This window comes from Luteimonas campi, assembly GCF_051162505.1.
Classification (GTDB): Bacteria; Pseudomonadota; Gammaproteobacteria; order Xanthomonadales; family Xanthomonadaceae; genus Luteimonas.
The window spans coordinates 625,567-642,588 of the sequence record NZ_JBNWEM010000002.1 but is presented as its reverse complement, the minus strand read 5'-3'; the positions used below and the strand labels follow the sequence as shown (position 1 = coordinate 642,588).

Here is a 17,022-nt window from a genome sequence, read left to right as displayed (position 1 = left end):
CCCGTCGGCGCCCGCGCCAGGCATGGGGATGCCGGGTCGGGTGGATACGCGCAGTACGCAAGACCGGGGAGGGCTTTCCACTCAATGAGGAGCCTGTCATGTCGTCTCGCAAGATCGCAGTTGCCACACTCCTGTCCGCCGGGCTGATGCTCGCGGGCAATGCCTCGGCCGAGGTGTCGGGTTCCGTCACGGTGGTCAGCGACTACCTGTTCCGCGGCGTCACCCAGACCAACGAAAACCCCGCCCTGCAGGGCGGCGTCACCTGGAACCACGACAGCGGCTTCTATGCCGGCGCCTGGGGCAGCAGCATCAGCTGGCTGTCCGATGCCGATCCGGACGTGTCCAGCCAGGTGGAGCTCGACGGCTTCATCGGCTACGCGGCCGACTTCGGCGACAGCGGCATCGGCTACGACGTCGGCGCCAACTACTACTGGTATCCGGGCGACTACCCGGCCGGCTTCACCGACGTCGATACGCTCGAGCTGTACTTCGGCCTGAGCTGGAACGTGCTGAAGGCGAAGTACTCCTACGCCACGACCGATCTCTTCGGCATTCCCGACTCCGACGGCAGCGCGGCGCTCGACCTGGGCGCCGGCTGGGAGTTCGACGGTGGCTGGAGCGTGGGCGCCGGCTACGGTCGCCAGTGGGTAAGCGGCTACGGCGGCGAACTCGACTACGACTACTGGAAGCTCACCGGCGGCAAGAGCTTCGAGAGCGGCTTCGCCATCGGCGTGGAATGGCACGACACCGATCTCGCCGGCGCAGACGACACGGTGCTGGTGTCGCTGTCGAAGTCGTTCTGACCGCACATCCAAGAGGAGGCGAATCATGAAACTGATCATTGCCATCATCCGGCCGTTCAAGCTCGACGAGGTGCGCGAGGCGCTGGCCGAGGCCGGCGTCAACGGGCTGACCGTCACCGAGGTCAAGGGCTTCGGCCGGCAGAAGGGACATACCGAGCTCTACCGCGGCGCGGAGTACGTGGTCGATTTCCTGCCCAAGCTCAAGATCGAGGCGGCCGTGTCCGACGAGACCTTCGACGCCGCGCTCGAGGCGATCAACCGCTCGGCGGGCACCGGCAAGGTCGGCGACGGCAAGGTATTCGTCGTCGCGCTCGAACAGGTCATCCGCATCCGCACCGGCGAGATCGGCGCCGATGCGCTCTAACCCAGCTACGGAGACAGTCCCCATGAAGATCCATCCGTTCTCCGGCGTGAAGTTCCGTTGGCAGGCCGCGACGCTGGCGCTGCTGTTCGGCATCGTGGCCGCGTTCGCCGCATCGATGGCGTTCGCCCAGGACATCGCACCGGCGGCCGATGCCGCGGCCGCGGTCGAACAGGCCGTGGCCGCCGACACCGCGGCCGCAGAAGAAGCCGCGCCGGCCTTCGACAGCGGCAACGTCGCCTGGATGCTCACCTCGACCCTGCTGGTGCTGCTGATGGTGGTCCCGGGCCTGGCCCTGTTCTACGGCGGCATGGTGCGCTCCAAGAACGTGCTGTCGGTGCTGATGCAGGTCCTGGTGGTGTTCTCGGCGGTGATCATCCTGTGGATGGCCTACGGCTACAGCGCCGCTTTCACCGACGGCAACGATTTCTTCGGCTCGTTCACCGAGAAGGCCTTCCTGCGCGGCATCGCCGCCGATTCGGAGGCCAGCGGCCTGCCCGAGTTCCTGTTCGTGGTGTTCCAGTCCACGTTCGCAGGCATCACCACCGCGCTGATCGTGGGCTCGTTCGCCGAGCGCATCAAGTTCACCGCGGTGCTGCTGTTCTCGCTGATCTGGGTCACCTTCTCCTACCTGCCGATGGTGCACATGGTGTGGAGCGGCGGCTTCCTGGCGCACAAGGGCGTGATCGACTTCGCCGGCGGCACCGTGGTGCACATCAATGCGGGCATCGCCGGCCTGGTGGGCGCCTACTTCCTCGGCAAGCGCCTGGGCTACGGCAAGGAGGCGCTCAAGCCGCACAACGTGCCCTACACCTTTATCGGCGCCTCATTGCTGTGGGTGGGCTGGTTCGGCTTCAACGCGGGGTCCGCGCTGGCGGCCAACGAGTCGGCCGCGCTGGCGATGATCAACACCATGGTGGCCACGGCCGCTGGTGTGGTGGCCTGGAGCCTGGTGGAAGCGGTGAGCAAGGGCCGACCCTCGGCACTGGGCGCGGCGTCGGGTGCGGTCGCGGGCCTGGTCGGCATCACCCCGGCCGCGGGTACCGTCGGGCCGATGGGCGCGCTGGCGATCGGCCTGGCCGCAGGTGCGATCTGCGTCTGGGGCGTCAACGGCCTCAAGCGCCTGCTGCGCGTGGACGACACCGCCGACGTGTTCGGCGTGCATGCGGTCGGCGGCATCGTTGGCGCGGTGCTCACCGGGGTGTTCAGCGATGCCTCCTTCGGCGGTACCGGGATCGACGGCTCGATCGGCGCGCAGGTGTGGGCGCAGACCTTCAGCGTCTTGTTCACGATCCTCTGGTGCGCTGTCGTCACCGCGATCGCGATGCTCATCACCCGGGCGGTGGTCGGCCTGCGCGTGAGCGACGAGGACCAGCGCCAGGGCCTGGACATCGTCTCGCACGGCGAATCGGCCTACGAGAGCTGATGATGCAGTGATACACCTCCCCCACGAGGTGAGGGCGGGCAGCGCAGGCTGCCCGCCTTTTTTTTGTTCCCTGCCAAGGAGCTTGCCGAGGCCGCAAGAGCCGGTGGAGCCTGCGGCTTGGGTTGTTCCGGACCTGGGATCGCTCTTCGGCTCGGTGCGTCATCCAGGGGCTGACTTGTCGCCGCGGCGCATCCATGGGCTGCGTTCCGCAATCTCCGTCCCTGGAGCGACCACCGCTCGTGATAGCGCCCAGGTCAGGCGCGCGGGAGCGCCGGGTCCTGTACCTCGCGAGCGGGTTCCCCGTGCAGCTCGCGATCCCGCGCCGCCAGCGCCTCGTGGCCCTGCGCGATGAAGGCCTGCATCGCGGGGGAGTCCGCGACGTCCGCCCATCGGCGTGAAATCAGCCCGTCGTCACCGCTTCTGAGTGCCGCAAGCAGCGCAGCCAACTGCGGGTCGGCAAAGCCGCCCGCCTGCGCCCGGCGCTGGTTGAGCGGGGGTTCGGGCTGCTCGGGCAGGCCCGGGCGATGGTCCGGGTGGTCGGGATGGCCGGGCGCGGCTGCAGGCTGCCGCACAGGCGCGGGAAACGTCCCGGCGCCGGTATGGTCGAGTCGGTCCGCCTCGCGCCGCCTGGCGGCAGGCGCGAACTGCAGCGTCGGAGGATCCACATCGCCCGTCTGCGGCAGCCCGTGGTCGCGCTGGAAGTCGAGCAGTGCGCCCTGCATGCGGAGGCGGTAGACGCCGTCCTGGTCCAGCGGTCCGCCCCCGGCAGACCGATAGCCCTCCGCAGCCATGACCCGCTGCAGGTCGCGAATGCGCGCGTCCGATTCGCCAAGCCGGAAGGTGCCGTCGTCGATGACGGGACGTGGCTGGACGCCCTGCCGGAACTCGGCTTCCAGCGGCAGACGCCCGCTGGCGAGATCGTCTACATAGCCGCGGAACTGCTGGTAGTAGCGGGTGTCCATCTCAATGTGGACGTGGATCGGCTTCGTTCCAACTCTGTCCTGACGACCCAGCGACTGGCCGTAAACAACGGAGTCTCCGGGTTGAACTTCAATCCGGCTCATGTGACGAAGGCGGGCAATCACGTGCCCCCCGGCGCGGTCGAGGATGTCCACCAATCCTTCTCTGTCGCGTCGGGCGCCGACGATACCCGCCGTCGGCGAGGGCACATCGACAGCACGTGCCTCGTTGGTCATGGGGTCCACCCCTGGCCGAGACAGAATGAAATCCTTCTTCAGAAGAACCTGGTCTGGTTTGAGTCCATAGGTCTTGAAGTCGCCGGCGACGTTGTGCCTCTGGATCTCGATGTCCTGCAGCTCGCCACCGATATAGCCGAGCGCGCGGCCTGGTTGGCCGTCCACGATCAGGCCGTTCTCCATGCGAGCCGCCCGGTTGTCACCAGGATGATGCAGGACAAGGCTGTCGAATCCCGTCACCGCCTCATTCAACTGTGTGCCGAAGCCGTGCCTGACGACAACCTCGCCATCGCGATCGCGGGGTGGACCGAGCTGCTGTATTCGATAAGCGGTCGGAGCGGATACTGGATCTGGCACGGTCATGGCTTCCTCCATGAATAGACCGGGCTTGATGACTGGCGAAGCGTATGAAGGTGTCAATCGCCTTGGTAATACGGCGCCTCATACTCGCGTTGACGACGGCACTCGTCTGGCCAGCCGCAGCCTTCGAATGGGTCCAGCGACCGGTTGGCGGTGAGATACCAACAATCCGCACGACGTTCGAAGGTGGTGACCTGGTTTGGTAACAGAACCTGTGCCTCGTCCTCAGAAACATGCTGGATGCGAAGGTCCACCACGGGGCGTTCGATGTGGCGTCCGTCGGCATCAACTCCTGTCCATACCTGACCCGGAACCAGCCAGGCGCTGTCGTGGATGTACAGTCCCAGTTTCGGGTCGTAGCGGAAACGGTCGTCCGCCGACTTGTTCCGTTCGAAGGTTTCCCATTGCGGATGCGCGGGATCGCCGGGTTCGGTGTTATGGGCGTCGTAGTAGGGGACCGTGTAGACCACAGGCCTTGCGGTGTAGCGAACCTGCAGATCCCCGCTATTGGCGAAGGCGCGCAGGAACGTTTCGAACTCCATCGAGGGGCAGCTCACCTCGCCCGTGCTGGGTGCATGGATCCTGCCGGGCATCATGGGCCGGGACGTGGGAATCGCGGCTGGCTGCGGTCCGGTGGGTGCCGCCGCTGGGAGGGTGGCCGGCTGCGATTGGGCCGTCGTGGCGGTGGAGGCCGCACCGCTGCCATGACAGCCCGTCATCCCTGACAGGATGATCGCGGCCAGAAGGTGCGCGGCTGCCGATGCCGTCCTCTTCGAGGATCGTTCCGGACGATCCGTCGGCGCTGTTCCCTCTGTCATGCCTGCCTCCTTGCAGAGTTCAAGCCTACTACGGATCCGATCGCCCATTCCGGGGTGAACGGCCTTGCCGAATCCGGGCCCGCTGCGCCCCGGTCCGCCCTGCATTCGATGAGCCCTGGCTGGGCGTCTGGAACGAGCTGGTCAGTCCCGCGGCCCATACAGTTCCTCCCGCACGGCGCCGCACCTGAAATACAGCGTCGGCGGCTGGTCCGGAGCGTGCCACGGCGTCCAGATCAGTCCGCCCGGGGCCATCTCGAGCCGGTAGGTCCCGGGCATGTCGTATCCGCCGCCTCCCGGCATCACGTCCAGGCCGATTTCCACGTCCACCCGCCAGACCGACTCGGCCACCCTCGCCACGCGCCGCACAGCGTTGTAGCTGCCTTCGCCGTACTCCGCGTACTCGTGGACCAGCCCGGGCATCACCACGATGCTCCCGATCATCGCGATGGAGCCCTCGTCCTGGTCGACGTCGGACGATGGCGCTGCGTGGTATCTGGCGCACTGGCTGCGGTCGTGCGGGTTGTCGCGGTACCAGACGCCCAGGAACTGCTCCGGCAGAGCGTCAACGGAGGTCACAGCGTCCAGCGGCGCCCCGGTCTCACGCCTCTCGACCGCAAGCGCCTTGTCGCCCGCCGAGGCAGACGGGAGCAGCGCGAGCCCCCAGAGGCAGGCGACCAGGGCCATGGCGAGACCTGGACGAGCGGCGTTGCGCATCATCCCGCCGGAGGCGTTGCCATGGCCGGGCGTTGCGGCGCGTAGTCCGTGAGCAGGGGGCGTGGTCATGGTTCCGCAATCCTTTGCGTGCACCTCGTGTGACATCGGGGCGAGGGCGCAGGCGTCGCCCGGTTTGCCACCGGTCCTTGCCGGGATACTACCGCGGCACCGCCTGCCTGCGGCGCACATGGAGGCTTCAGCCCGGCAAGCCGTGTCGGCGGGCGCGAGCTCCGGCTGCGGTGCGCGGATCAGGGCGGCTCGGAGGGTCCGCGCTGCACGGGCTTGCATTCGTAGACCGGTGCGGCTGCAATGCAGGCATGAACCGTTGCCTGCGACTGTGTGTCATCACCGCCTGCGCGCTCGCGCTCGCTGCCTGCCAGCACGGGGCGCCGCGCAATCCGATGGCGACCTGGGTGCAGTCGCCGAATTTCGATGTGCGCCGCGCGCAGGTGATCGTGCTGCACTACACCGAGCAGGATTCGGTGGAGCAGAGCCTGCGCACCCTGCGCACGGCCAACAGCGGCGGTCGGGTGAGTTCGCATTACCTGGTTGGCGACGATGGCCGCATCTACCAGCTGGTGTCCGATGAGCATCGGGCCTGGCATGCCGGTGCCGGCAGCTGGGGCACGATCCACGAACTCAATTCGGCCTCGATCGGCATCGAGATCGACAACGATGGCGTCGAACCCTTCAGCGAGGCGCAGATCGCGGCGGTACTGCGCCTGCTCGAGGATCTCACCACGCGCCACCGCATTCCCAGGACCGCGGTGATCGGACACTCGGACCTCGCGCCGGGGCGCAAGATCGATCCGGGTCCGCTGTTTCCCTGGCAGCGGTTGTACGCCGCCGGCTTCGGCATCTGGCCGCACCCGGATGCGCCGCCGCCACCGCCCGGCTTCGATCCCATGCAGGCCCTGCGCCTGATCGGCTATGCGGTCGACCGTCCGGAAGCCGCGATCCACTCGTATCGCATGCGCTTCCGGGGCGACAAGGGCACGGCGCTGGACGGGGAAGATCTGCGGATCCTGCACGCGCTCACTTGGCGGCCTTCGCCGGTTTCGGATGCGGCGGAGGCAGGAGCGCCGTGATCGCGTGATCGGGCGCGCCGGTCGATACCGCCGCATCGGCGGTACGGCGCCCACCACCCCACGGCAATGGCAGCTGGCCGCAGGCATGCGGCACGCGCCTGAAATCCACCTTGTGGGACCGGAGGCTGCGGCCATTGCCGCCGTCCCGGTGCGTCACGCCGCGCGGCGCACCTAGCCAGCCTTGCGTGTCCGCGCGCCCGATTTCGCCGCCTTCTTCGCCGCCGGCTTTTTCTTCGCCGGGGCTTTGCGGGTGGTCTTCTTCGCCGTCTTCTTCGCGGGCGTGCGCCGGTTGTCGCCCAGGCTCTTCTGCAGCAGGGCCACGAAGTCCACCACGTTGGTGGTCGCGTCCTCGCTGGGGGCCGGTTCCTCGAGCACCTGGGTGGTCGCGCCCTTGTCCTTGATGCGCTTGCGGATGATGCCGGCCAGGCGCTCGCGGAACTCGTCGTGGTAATCCTCGGGGTTCCACTTCGCCGCCATCGAGTCGACCAGCTGGGTGGCCATCTCGAGTTCCTTGGCGCTGATGCGGTAGTCGCCGGTGTTGCCTTCGGGCAGCTTGTACTCGGCCGGATCCACCAGCTCCTGCGGATAGCGCATCATCATCAGCACCAGCGCATCGCCCAGCGGCATCACCGCCGACAGGTATTCGCGGGTGCGGATCACCACCCGCGCCACGCCGATCTTTCCCGCCTTGCGCAGGGTCTCGCGCAGCAGCACGTAGCCCTTTTCGGCCTTCTTGCCCGGCACCAGCACGTAGGGCTTCTCGAAATAGCGGATGTCGATCGCGTCGGCGTCGACGAAGGCTTCGATCTCGACCGACTCGTGCGTCTCCGGCGAGGCCGCGGCGATGTCGGCCTTGTCGATCACCACGTAGCTGCCCTTGTCGTACTCGAAGGCCTTGACGATCTCCTTCCAGGGCACTTCCTCGCCGGTATCGGCATTGACCCGTTCGAAGCGGATCGGCTTGCGGTCGCGCGCGTCGAGCATGCGGAACGACAGGTCGTTGCTGCGCGTGCCCGACATCAGCGAGACGGGAACGTTGAGCAGGCCGAAGCTGAGGTTGCCGGTCCAGATCGGTCGGGCCATGCCGTCGCTCGCGGATGGGATCGGACCGACAGCCTGCCCCGGCGGATGTGGTGGCGCTGTGCAAGCGGCCCGTCGGCCCGCTGCAGCCGCAGTAAAGGCGCGGCGGCTACCCGGTGGCGGCCGCCGCTGTTGCGGGCCTCAGTCGGCCGCGGAGGCCGACTCGGCCATCGCCCGCCAGCGCGGCAGGCGGTCGAGCTGGCCGACCGAGGCCAGGTAGGCCTGGTCCGGCTCGCGGCCGTTGACCAGGGCCGCGGCCACGTGCACCGCGCCGGTGACCCAGAAGCTGCCGCGCACGCGCGCCGGACGGTCGTGGAACGCGACGGCCTCGACGATCGGGCCGGGCAGGCCCCACAGGCCCAGCAGGTAGGCGCCGGTGGTGCTGTAGGGCGTGGTCGCGGGGTCGATGCCCGCGGACTTCGGCAGCAGCAGGCCGACCTCGGCCAGCAGGCCGGCGGTGGCGGCGAGGTCGGCGCTGGGCCCGGCCAGCAGCTTGCCGGCCAGCTGCGAGATGCGCAGGGCGCGGTCGCGCAGTTCGTCGGCCTCGGCGCCGGCGGAGAACACTTCGCTGGCCAGCACCAGCTGGCGCAGCGTGTTCTGGCCCAGGCGGGTGACCGCCGAACGCAGGTCGGTGACCTCGCGCCCGCCCGAGTAGTAGGCCGAGTTGGACAGGCGCAGCACGCGCGCCGCGACGGTGGGGTCCTGCGCCACCACCTCGGCGATCTTGGCCGAGGTGCTGTCCGGGTCGCGCAGCAGCGCAGTCAGCGCCAGGTACTGGCGCGGCGCCGCCGGCAGCGTGCCGACGCGCTCGATCGCGTGCTTGAGCGCGGGATCGTCGAGCAGATCGCGCAGTTCCACCACGCTCTCGATCGCATCGATCAGCGCCAGCGAATCCAGCGGCTCGCTGAGGATCCGGTGGCTGGCGGTGAACGCTTCGAGCAGGTCGTGTTCCACCTCGGGCTCGAGCAGCAGGATGCGCACCGAGCCGGGATGACGCTGGCGCAGGCCGGCCAGGACCGCCAGACCGCCGCTGCCGGCGACCCGCGAGGCGCAGACCAGCACGTCCGGAGCGCGATCGCTGTCGGCCGCGGGCACTTCGGCCGCGGTCGCCACATGGGCCAGATGCCAGCCCGGGTCGTGTTCCTGCAACTCGCGACCGACGCCGGCCATATGACGGGCGTCGCCCCCTACCACCACGATCTGCACAACCAGTTCCCCCTTCGATCCCCGTTGGATGCGCAAGATACCCCGCCGCGGCGGACGGTCGTAGCCTGCGCTGCACGTTCTTCCACCTCGCGCACAGTTCGCGCGTGCACGCGCGATGCGGTGCCGCCGCTCACTCCCCGTCCGGCATCGGCAGTTCCGCGCGCACCACGGTTCCGCCGCCGGGACGACGGGAGATCGTGATGCTGCCGCCGAGCTGGGTCGCGCGTTCGCGCATGGTCACCAGGCCCAGCCCCGACGGGCGCGCGGCATCGAGGCCGCGGCCGTCGTCGGACACGCGCAGCACCAGCAGCGGGCCATCGGCGCCTTCCTCGACTTCCACCTCGACGTCCACCCGCGTGGCCTGCGCATGCCGCGCGACATTGGTCAGCGCCTCCTGCGCGATGCGGAAGCAGGCCAGTTCGGCGGCAGCGGGCAGCCGGCCCTCCAGCGGCGCGACCTCCAGGCGCACCTGCAGCGCGCTGTTGCGCGACAGCAGCGCCACCTGCCCACGCAGCGCCGCCTCCAGCCCGAGCGAATCAAGCTGCGGCGGCCGCAGCAGCAGCGACAGGTTACGCAGCTTGAGCACGGTCTGGTCGGCGATGGCGATGACCTCGTCGAGGATCTCGTGCCGCACCGCCGGATCGTCGCCCAGCGCGTCGTCGGCCAGCGAGGTCGCGGCCAGCTTGATCGCGGTGATCGACTGGCCGATATCGTCGTGCAGTTCGCGCGACAGCGTGCGCCGTTCGTCTTCCTGGACCGTGAGCAGCCGCTGCGCCATGGCCTGCAGTTCCTCGCGCAGTCGCCGCTGCTCCTGGAGGCTCAGGTTGACCTCGTGGAAGGACGCGCGCGCGCGCGCGGCCAGCCCGTTCATGGCATCGGCCAGCGGCAGCAGTTCGCCGGGCAGGTTGGCCGGGGCGAGCTGGTTCTGGTCGCCGTCGAGGGCGAACTGGCGCATGCGCTGCAGCAGGCCGCGGACGCTGCCGCCGAGACGGCGCATCTTCACCGCCACCACCGCGAGCACGCCCGCGAGCACCAGCAGCAGCAGGGCCAGCGTCGCGATGGCCGTGCGCCGCAGTTCGGCTTCCATCACGCCGCTGGGCTGCAGCAGCAGCAACCGCCAGCCGTTATCCAGCGGCGGTGCCGCCACCGCGAACGCATCCTCGCCACTGCGCAGCGCCGCCTGCAGCGGGCGCATCGCCCCGGACGTGCGGGCCAGATGCGCCAGCCCCGCATCCTGCGCGGCGCCGAGCTGGTCGAGCGGCCGCTGCGGCAGCCCGGCGCTGGCCTGGACCACGGCCAGCTGGCGATCGAGCAGCAGCAGCTCGAAGCCGTGCTCGCCCAGGTTCTGCAAGGACACCAGCGAGGCGGCGTGCATCGTGCCGACGACCACGCCGGCGAACCGTCCCTCGCGCAGCAGCGGTACCGACACCGCGATGCGCGCGCCGTTGTCGGGCCCGCGACCCTGGTACACGCTGGACACATGGGCCTGGCCGGTGGCGCGCGGCGCCAGGAAGTACTCGCGGTCGGCAACCGGGGTGGGATCCCCGGTGCGGGGCAGCGGCGGCAGGCTGGTCAGCACCCTGCCGTCCGCGTCGGCCACCAGCAGGTGGGCGAAGGCCGGATAGTGGCGGTTGACGCGCGCCAGGTCCGATTCCCAGCGCGCCAGGTCGTCGAGGTTGCCTTCGTCGCTGCGGCGATCGGCCAGGACCTGCATCGCGGCCGTGTGCACGCGCAGGAAGCTCTCGAGCTCGCGCGCGCTGGCGTTGGCGGTGGCGGCCAGGCGGCTCGCGCCCTGCGCCCGCACCGACACCGACGACTGCCACAGCAGCACCCCGGCCAGCACCAGCACAGGCAGGAAGACCGCCAGCAGCACCAGTCCGGTGAACTGGCCCAGCAGGGTCCGGCGTCGCGGAGTGGCGGATCCGGTCGTGTGGGTCGGCATGCGGCCACGCTACCGGCCGGGATGGCGTGGCCGCAACCTCCCGGCCACGCCGCTCCGGCTCAGAACAGTTCGACGCTGCCGGCGTCCATCGTCTGCTGGGTCACCGGCTTGTGCGGCGGACGCTCCCATTCGCCGCGCATCTGCGCGATGCGCTGGCCGATCTGCACCAGGGCGCGGCGCAGCTCGGCGCCGGCCTGGCCGCCGCTCCGGTGCAGCAGGTCCTGCAGCACCGTCGCCTCGCGGTTGATCGCGCCGAGGCGATCGAGATGGACATTGGCCGCGCCCAGCGCCTGGGTGGCGATGTCCTCGAACTGCAGCGAGCGCACCGCCTCGGCCACCGAACCGTCGATGGCCTTGCTGCATTCGGCGATCTCGCGCATGCCGTTGCCGAGGTTGCGGTTGATGCCGTCCACGCGCTCGAGCATCGCCGCCGCCTCGATCCGCGCCAGGCGGCTGCGGTCGAGGTCGCGCGAGGCCATGGTGCTGACGGTGTCGCGCACGCGCGCGATCGAATCCTTGGAGCTGTGGGCGAGCTTGCGGATCTGCTCGTTGAAGGCGGTGGAGCGCTCGGAAAGGTTGCGCACCTCGTCGGCGACCACCGCGAAGCCGCGCCCGGCCTCGCCGGCGCGGGCCGCTTCGATGGCGGCGTTGAGCGCCAGCAGGTTGGTCTGGTCGGCGATCGACTTGACGTCTTCCAGCAGCGAGAAGATGCCGTCCAGGTGTTCGGCCATCGCGTCGATGTGGGTCACGGTGGCGCCGCTCTGGCCGCTCACCGCCTCCAGCGCCTCGACCAGCTGCTCCATCTGCTGGCTGGCATGCAGCGCGAAGCGGTGCACGTCCGAACCGCTGCCGTCGCCGTCGTTGCGGCGGTCGATGATGCGCGCGGCCACCTCGCTCTGCTGGCGCGAGCGGCGGTTGACCGCCTCGAAGCTGGTGCCGAGCTTGGCCACCGACTCGCGGATCAGCTCGCGGGTGCGCTCGATCTCGTCGCGCGAACCCTGCACCTCGGCGCCGATGAAGCTGCGCAGATCGTCCAGCAGCCGGCTCTGCTCGCCGAGCAGGGCGGAATCGCCCGCGGTGGGCCGCAGCGTGGTCCAGGCGAAGCCCAGCCAGGCCAGGGTCATCGCCGCCAGCGCGCCCCAGCGCACCGCCGGGGCCAGATCGAACGCCTGGGACAGGACCAGGACCAGGGTGAGCACCAGGGGGGGTGCCAGGCGAAGCAGTACGCGCGAATCCATTGTTGGTCCCGTAATGAGTGCCGAAACGGTCTGCCTTCGATAACGGCCGTGTGCCGGCGTGCTTTAGCTGTCGCGGGAAACCGCCAGCAGCCGCGAGGCCACCTGCCCCAGCGGCACCACGTCCTGGGCCGCGCCGTTGGCGACCGCCGCCCCGGGCATGCCCCACACCACGCTGCTGGCTTCGTCCTGGGCGATGGTGTGCGCGCCGGCGCGTCGCAGCGCCAGCAGTCCGGCCGCGCCGTCGTCGCCCATGCCGGTCAGCAGTGCCGCGCTGGCATTGCCGCCGGCGTGTTCGGCCACCGACTGGAACAGCACGTCGACGCTGGGCCGGTGGCGACGCACCGGATCGTCCTCGCCCAGCCGACACAGCCAGCGCGCGCCGCTGCGCACCACGCGCAGGTGGCGTCCGCCCGGGGCGACGTAGGCATGGCCGGCCAGCAGCGGCTGCCGGTCGACCGCTTCCATCACCGTCATGCGGCTGTGGCGGTCGAGACGCTCGGCGAAGGCGCCGCTGAAGGCGGCCGGGATGTGCTGGACGATGACCGTGGCCGGCGCGTCGGCGGGCATCCGCTCCAGGACCTCGCGGATGGCCTCGGTGCCGCCGGTCGAGGCGCCGATCGCCAGCAGCCGCTCGGTGGTCCGGTAGCCGATCGGGCCTTCCGGGCGTCCGGTCGGCGCCGGCGAGATCTGCGCCACCCGCGCCTGCGCGGCCTGCTTCACCTTTTCCACCAGGACCGAACCGTATTCGGCCAGGCCGCGGGCGACGTCGATCCGCGGCTTGGCGATGAAGTCGACCGCGCCCAGGGCCAGCGCCTCGAGCGTCACCGTGGCGCCGGACTCGGTCAGCGAGGACACCATCAGCACCGGCATCGGCCGCAGCCGCATCAGGTTGCGCAGGAAGGTCAGCCCGTCCATGCGCGGCATCTCGACGTCCAGGGTGAGCACGTCGGGCGCGAGCTGCTTGATCTTCTCGCGGGCGATGTAGGGATCGGACGCGGCGCCGACCACCTCGATGCCCGGATCGGCGCCCAGCAGTTCGCTCATCAGCGCGCGGACCAGCGCCGAGTCGTCAACGACCAGGACCCGCACAGGACGTCTGGCCATGTCAGAACAGCTCGACGGTGCCGCTGGCCGGTGCGCGGGCCAGGCGGCCGTACAGCGCGCGCTCGGTGTCCACCACGCCGTCGCGCGTGGCCGGCAGGCGCTTGACCAGGCTGCGGCCGCTCTGCACGAAGAAGCAGACCTTGCGCGCCTGATTGTCGCCGAGGTCCCTGGCGATCACCGGAATGCGTTCGGCCGCGAGGTAGGCGACCACGAAGTCGGCATTGCGCGTGCCGATCGGGTGGCTGTGGAACCCGCTCAGCACGTTGCCGCCGCCGAACACCTTGGCCTGCAGGCGCTGGCGCCTGGCGCCGCGCTTGAGCATGTCGTTGATCAGCAGCTCCATGGCATTGACGCCGTAGCGCGCCGAGGTGGCGTCGTTGACGTCGCCACCGGGCAGCATGAAATGGTTCATGCCGCCAAGGCCGAGCGTGGGATCGTACAGGCACGCCGCCACGCAGGAGCCGAGCAGGGTGACCAGCGCCACCGGCCGGTCGCTGACCAGGTACTCGGCCGGCAGGATGCGGATCGCGTGCGTCTGCAGCGCGGCATCGTAGTAGCTGCCGGCGGGCGGCGCGGCGACGGCGCTGCTCATGCGCCACCCGCCCGGGCGGCGGCCCGGTACACGGTGCGGCCGCAGGGCGTGACCAGGTCGGCGGCGTGGTTGAAGCTTTCCGAATGGCCGGCGTACATCCTGCCCTCGTCCGACAGCAGCGGGGCGATGCGCTGCAGGACCGCGTACTGGGTGGGCTTGTCGAAATAGATCATCACGTTGCGGCAGAACACGGCGAGATAGGCGCCGCGCTTGAGGCCGTAGTCGGCATCGAGCAGGTTCAGCGGCCGGAACTCCACCAGCGCCCGCAGCTCCGGACGCACCCGGCACAGGCCGGCATTGGCGCCGGCGCCGCGCTGGAAGAAGCGGCGCCGGCGGGGCAGGTCGATCGCCTCGATGCGTTCGAGCGGGTACACCCCGCGTGCGGCGGCCTGCAGCACCGCGGTGTCGATGTCGGTGGCCAGGATCCGCACTGGCGGCGTCAGCGTATCGAACGCCTCGCAGGCGGTGATCGCCAGCGACCAGGGCTCCTCACCGGTGGACGCGGCGCAGCACCAGATCCGCAGTGGTTGGCCCCCGCGCTGCGCGGCCTGCAGTTGCGAGGCCAGCAGCGGGAAGTGGTGCGCCTCGCGGAAGAACGAGGTGAGGTTGGTGGTCAGCGCGTTGACGAAATGCTGGTCCTCGCCGGCACCGCCGTCCTCGACCATGTCCAGGTAGTCGCTGAAGCGCTCAAAGCCGCGCGCGCGCAGGCGCCGCACCAGGCGGCTGTAGACCATGTCGCGCTTGTGCGCGCCGAGGTGGATGCCGGCGCGGGCGTGGATCATTCGGCAGACGCGGCGGAAGTCGCGGTCGTCGAAGGCGAACGGGCGCTCGTCCGCGGCCTGTGCGCCACCGTGCAGCAGCTCAGGCATGGTCGTGCTCGATCGGCACGCGCGCCGGGACCGCGACCGCTGCGGGCGCTTCGAGCTGGTTGTGCAGCCAGCGCTCGAACACGTGCTGGGCCAGGGCCTGCGAGTACAGGAAGCCCTGCACCTCCTGGCAGCCGAACTCGCGCAGCAGCACCGCCTGGTCCAGGGTTTCCACCCCTTCGGCGATCACCTCCATGTCGAAGTTCCGCGCGATCAGGGTGATCGAGCGGACGATGGCCTTGTCGCCGCGGTTGCCGACCAGGTCGCGCACGAACGAACGGTCGATCTTGACCCGGTCCACAGGCAGCCGGTGCAGCATCGACAGCGAGGCGTGGCCGGTGCCGAAATCGTCGTAGGACACGCGGATGCCGCGCGTGCGCAGCTGCAGCAGGGTGCGCTCGGCCACGCCGTCGTCGCGCAGCGCGATCGTCTCGGTGAGCTCGATCTCCAGCTGCGCCGGCGGCAGGCCGCTGGCGGCGAGGGCGGCATCGATCTTGTCGACCAGCGCATCGTCGTTGAACTGCGCCGGGAACAGGTTGACCCCGACCTTCAGGCCGCGGCCTTCCACGGTCGGCCAGCTGGCCGCGTCGCGGCAGGCCTGCTGCAGGATCCAGGTGCCGACCTGGGGCGCGATCGCGCTGCGGCTCAGCGCCTCGATGAAGGCGCCGGGCATCAGCAGGCCGCGCTCGGGATGGCGCCAGCGCAGCAGCGCTTCCGCGCCGGAGGGCAGGCCGCTGCCGAGGTCGATCTGCGGCTGGTAGTGCAGTTCGAACTCGCCGTCGCGGAATGCGCGCCGCAGTTCCAGGTCCAGCTGGCGGCGGTCGACCGCCTCTTCCCGCATCGCGGGCGAGAAGCGTCGCAGCTGCATGCTGCCGCCGCGCTTGGCGTGGCGCAGCGCCAGCGCGGCCAGGGCGAGCAGGCCGCTGCTGCCGCAGTCGTCGTAGGCGGCCGCTTCGGCGCTGCCGGCCTCGTCGAAGGCCAGGCCGATGCAGGCTTCGACATGGACCCGCTGATGTTCGATCTCGCAGGGGCGGGCGATCTCGCGCAGCAGGCCCAGCAGCCGCGGCTCGAACCCATCGATCTCGTCGGTGGACGGAAACAGGATGGCGAACTCGTCGCTGCCGAAGCGCGCCAGGTGCGCATCCGCGGGCAGCCATGCCATCAGGCGCGAAGCCACCACCTGCAGCACCGTGTCGCCGATGACGTGGCCGAGCGCTTCGTTGACCGCGCGGAAATTGTCCAAGCCGAGCAGGGCCACGCCCAGGCGCGTGCCGCGGCCGCGCAGCGAGTCGACGGTGGCGAACAGCGCCTCGCGGTTGGGCAGGCCGGTGAGCGCATCGCGGCGCACCGAGCGCGGCTCGCGTCGCGGGCTGCTGTCGGTGGCGTCGCGCATCACCAGCACGCTGCCGCGCGCGTTGCCGTCGTGCCAGGGGCAGCGCGCGGCCTGGACGGTGCGCAGTTCGCCGAACGCGTCGCGGATGCGCAGTTCGCGCAGGCTGCGCGGGTGGCCGCTGGTGCCCGGGGCATCGCGCAGCCAGGCCGCCACCGCGTCGGGATCGAGCTGGAGTTCGGCCGGCACCAGGTGGTCCAGCGCCTGGCCCGGCGTGGCCACGGGCCCAAGCAGGTCGCGCGCGGCGGCATTGACGAACAGGGTCGTGCCCTGGGCGTCGGTCATGATCACCGCGCTGAATCCGGCCTCGGCCATCTGCCGGCAGCGCGCCAGCGTGTTGCCGCCGAACACGCGCGTGGCCAGCGTGGCCAGCGATGCGATCCGGTCCAGCGTCTGCGGCGAGGCCTCGCGCGGCTGCCGGTCGCCCGCGGCCAGCACGCCGAGCACGTCGCCCGCGGGCCCGAACAGCACCGTGGCGGCGATGAAGCGCAGCCCGGCCGCACCGGTCACGAGGATATCGTCGGCCAGCCGCGGGTCGGCGCTCGCGTCCGCGATCACCGCGACCGGCCGTTCGGCGTCCACCGTGGCGGGCAGCCGGCTTTCGGTCTCGAGCGGCGGCAGCCCGTGGCTGGCGGCCAGGCGCAGTACGCCGTCCTCCATGGCCCAGAGCATCGCGCAGGAGCACTCCAGCAGCCCGGATGTCACCGCCAGCACCGCGCTGAAGCCGGCGTCGCGCTCGATCTCGTCCGATGCCGGCGAGGGACTGGTGGGCGTGCCGGGCTGGGTGGGCGTCCAGCTGTGGGCGGGGGCGCGGTCTGCGGGCGGGGAGAGCATGTCG

Annotated in this window: 15 protein-coding genes; 4 read left to right on the top strand and 11 right to left on the bottom strand. The window is 70.2% G+C overall.

Features of this window, described 5'->3' with window-relative positions:
- Positions 1-98 precede the first annotated feature (98 nt).
- Genes ACQYVW_RS07850 through ACQYVW_RS07840 form a run of 3 tightly spaced genes read left to right on the top strand, consistent with a single transcriptional unit; the run spans position 99 to position 2,590 of the window.
- A complete protein-coding gene (locus ACQYVW_RS07850) occupies positions 99-803 on the top strand; it encodes a TorF family putative porin (RefSeq protein WP_434933451.1) in 705 nt (234 codons plus the stop codon).
- 25 nt (positions 804-828) lie between these two features.
- Complete coding sequence (locus ACQYVW_RS07845) at positions 829-1,167, top strand: P-II family nitrogen regulator (protein WP_434933450.1); 339 nt, start codon at positions 829-831, stop codon at positions 1,165-1,167.
- A gap of 22 nt (positions 1,168-1,189) precedes the next feature.
- Positions 1,190-2,590: an ammonium transporter gene (locus tag ACQYVW_RS07840; RefSeq protein WP_434933449.1), complete on the top strand. Its 1,401-nt coding sequence runs from the start codon at positions 1,190-1,192 to the stop codon at positions 2,588-2,590.
- 254 nt (positions 2,591-2,844) lie between these two features.
- Here ACQYVW_RS07840 and ACQYVW_RS07835 read toward each other — a convergent pair whose 3' ends face one another.
- The 3 genes from ACQYVW_RS07835 to ACQYVW_RS07825 form a co-directional block, all read right to left on the bottom strand.
- Entirely contained in the window at positions 2,845-4,149 is a 1,305-nt protein-coding gene (locus ACQYVW_RS07835; RefSeq protein ID WP_434946587.1) for a peptidoglycan-binding protein, read from the bottom strand.
- 53 nt (positions 4,150-4,202) lie between these two features.
- Positions 4,203-4,964, bottom strand: coding sequence for a hypothetical protein (locus ACQYVW_RS07830; RefSeq protein ID WP_434946586.1), 762 nt, complete (start codon positions 4,962-4,964; stop codon positions 4,203-4,205).
- Positions 4,965-5,105: 141 nt separating this feature from the next.
- The gene (locus ACQYVW_RS07825; protein WP_434946585.1) at positions 5,106-5,747 is read right to left on the bottom strand and encodes a hypothetical protein; all 642 of its coding nucleotides are present in this window, start codon (positions 5,745-5,747) and stop codon (positions 5,106-5,108) included.
- Positions 5,748-5,995: 248 nt separating this feature from the next.
- Between ACQYVW_RS07825 and ACQYVW_RS07820 the strand changes: the two genes are divergently transcribed.
- A complete protein-coding gene (locus ACQYVW_RS07820) occupies positions 5,996-6,766 on the top strand; it encodes an N-acetylmuramoyl-L-alanine amidase (protein ID WP_434946584.1) in 771 nt (256 codons plus the stop codon).
- 171 nt (positions 6,767-6,937) lie between these two features.
- On the opposite strand, the gene ku is transcribed toward ACQYVW_RS07820, so the two are convergent.
- From ku to ACQYVW_RS07780, 8 genes are all read right to left on the bottom strand, one after another.
- Complete coding sequence (gene ku, locus ACQYVW_RS07815; protein WP_434946583.1) at positions 6,938-7,849, bottom strand: non-homologous end joining protein Ku; 912 nt, start codon at positions 7,847-7,849, stop codon at positions 6,938-6,940.
- A gap of 138 nt (positions 7,850-7,987) precedes the next feature.
- On the bottom strand, positions 7,988-9,052 hold the full coding sequence (locus tag ACQYVW_RS07810; protein WP_434946582.1) for an HDOD domain-containing protein: 1,065 nt from the start codon (positions 9,050-9,052) through the stop codon (positions 7,988-7,990).
- Between the two features lie 130 nt (positions 9,053-9,182).
- Entirely contained in the window at positions 9,183-10,994 is a 1,812-nt protein-coding gene (locus ACQYVW_RS07805; RefSeq protein ID WP_434946581.1) for an ATP-binding protein, read from the bottom strand.
- A gap of 59 nt (positions 10,995-11,053) precedes the next feature.
- Positions 11,054-12,232 carry a methyl-accepting chemotaxis protein gene (locus ACQYVW_RS07800; RefSeq protein ID WP_434946580.1) on the bottom strand — a complete coding sequence of 393 codons (1,179 nt, stop codon included), beginning with the start codon at positions 12,230-12,232 and terminating at the stop codon, positions 11,054-11,056.
- A gap of 63 nt (positions 12,233-12,295) precedes the next feature.
- The gene (locus ACQYVW_RS07795) at positions 12,296-13,336 is read right to left on the bottom strand and encodes a protein-glutamate methylesterase/protein-glutamine glutaminase (protein WP_434946579.1); all 1,041 of its coding nucleotides are present in this window, start codon (positions 13,334-13,336) and stop codon (positions 12,296-12,298) included.
- Position 13,337: 1 nt separating this feature from the next.
- Complete coding sequence (gene cheD / locus ACQYVW_RS07790; protein ID WP_434946578.1) at positions 13,338-13,928, bottom strand: chemoreceptor glutamine deamidase CheD; 591 nt, start codon at positions 13,926-13,928, stop codon at positions 13,338-13,340.
- On the bottom strand, positions 13,925-14,797 hold the full coding sequence (locus tag ACQYVW_RS07785) for a CheR family methyltransferase (RefSeq protein ID WP_434946577.1): 873 nt from the start codon (positions 14,795-14,797) through the stop codon (positions 13,925-13,927). The genes cheD and ACQYVW_RS07785 overlap by 4 nt, the downstream gene beginning before the upstream one ends.
- Positions 14,790-17,018 (bottom strand): putative bifunctional diguanylate cyclase/phosphodiesterase, encoded by a 2,229-nt coding sequence (locus ACQYVW_RS07780; protein ID WP_434946576.1) that lies wholly within the window; start codon positions 17,016-17,018, stop codon positions 14,790-14,792. The genes ACQYVW_RS07785 and ACQYVW_RS07780 overlap by 8 nt, the downstream gene beginning before the upstream one ends.
- Between the last annotated feature and the right edge of the window lie 4 nt (positions 17,019-17,022).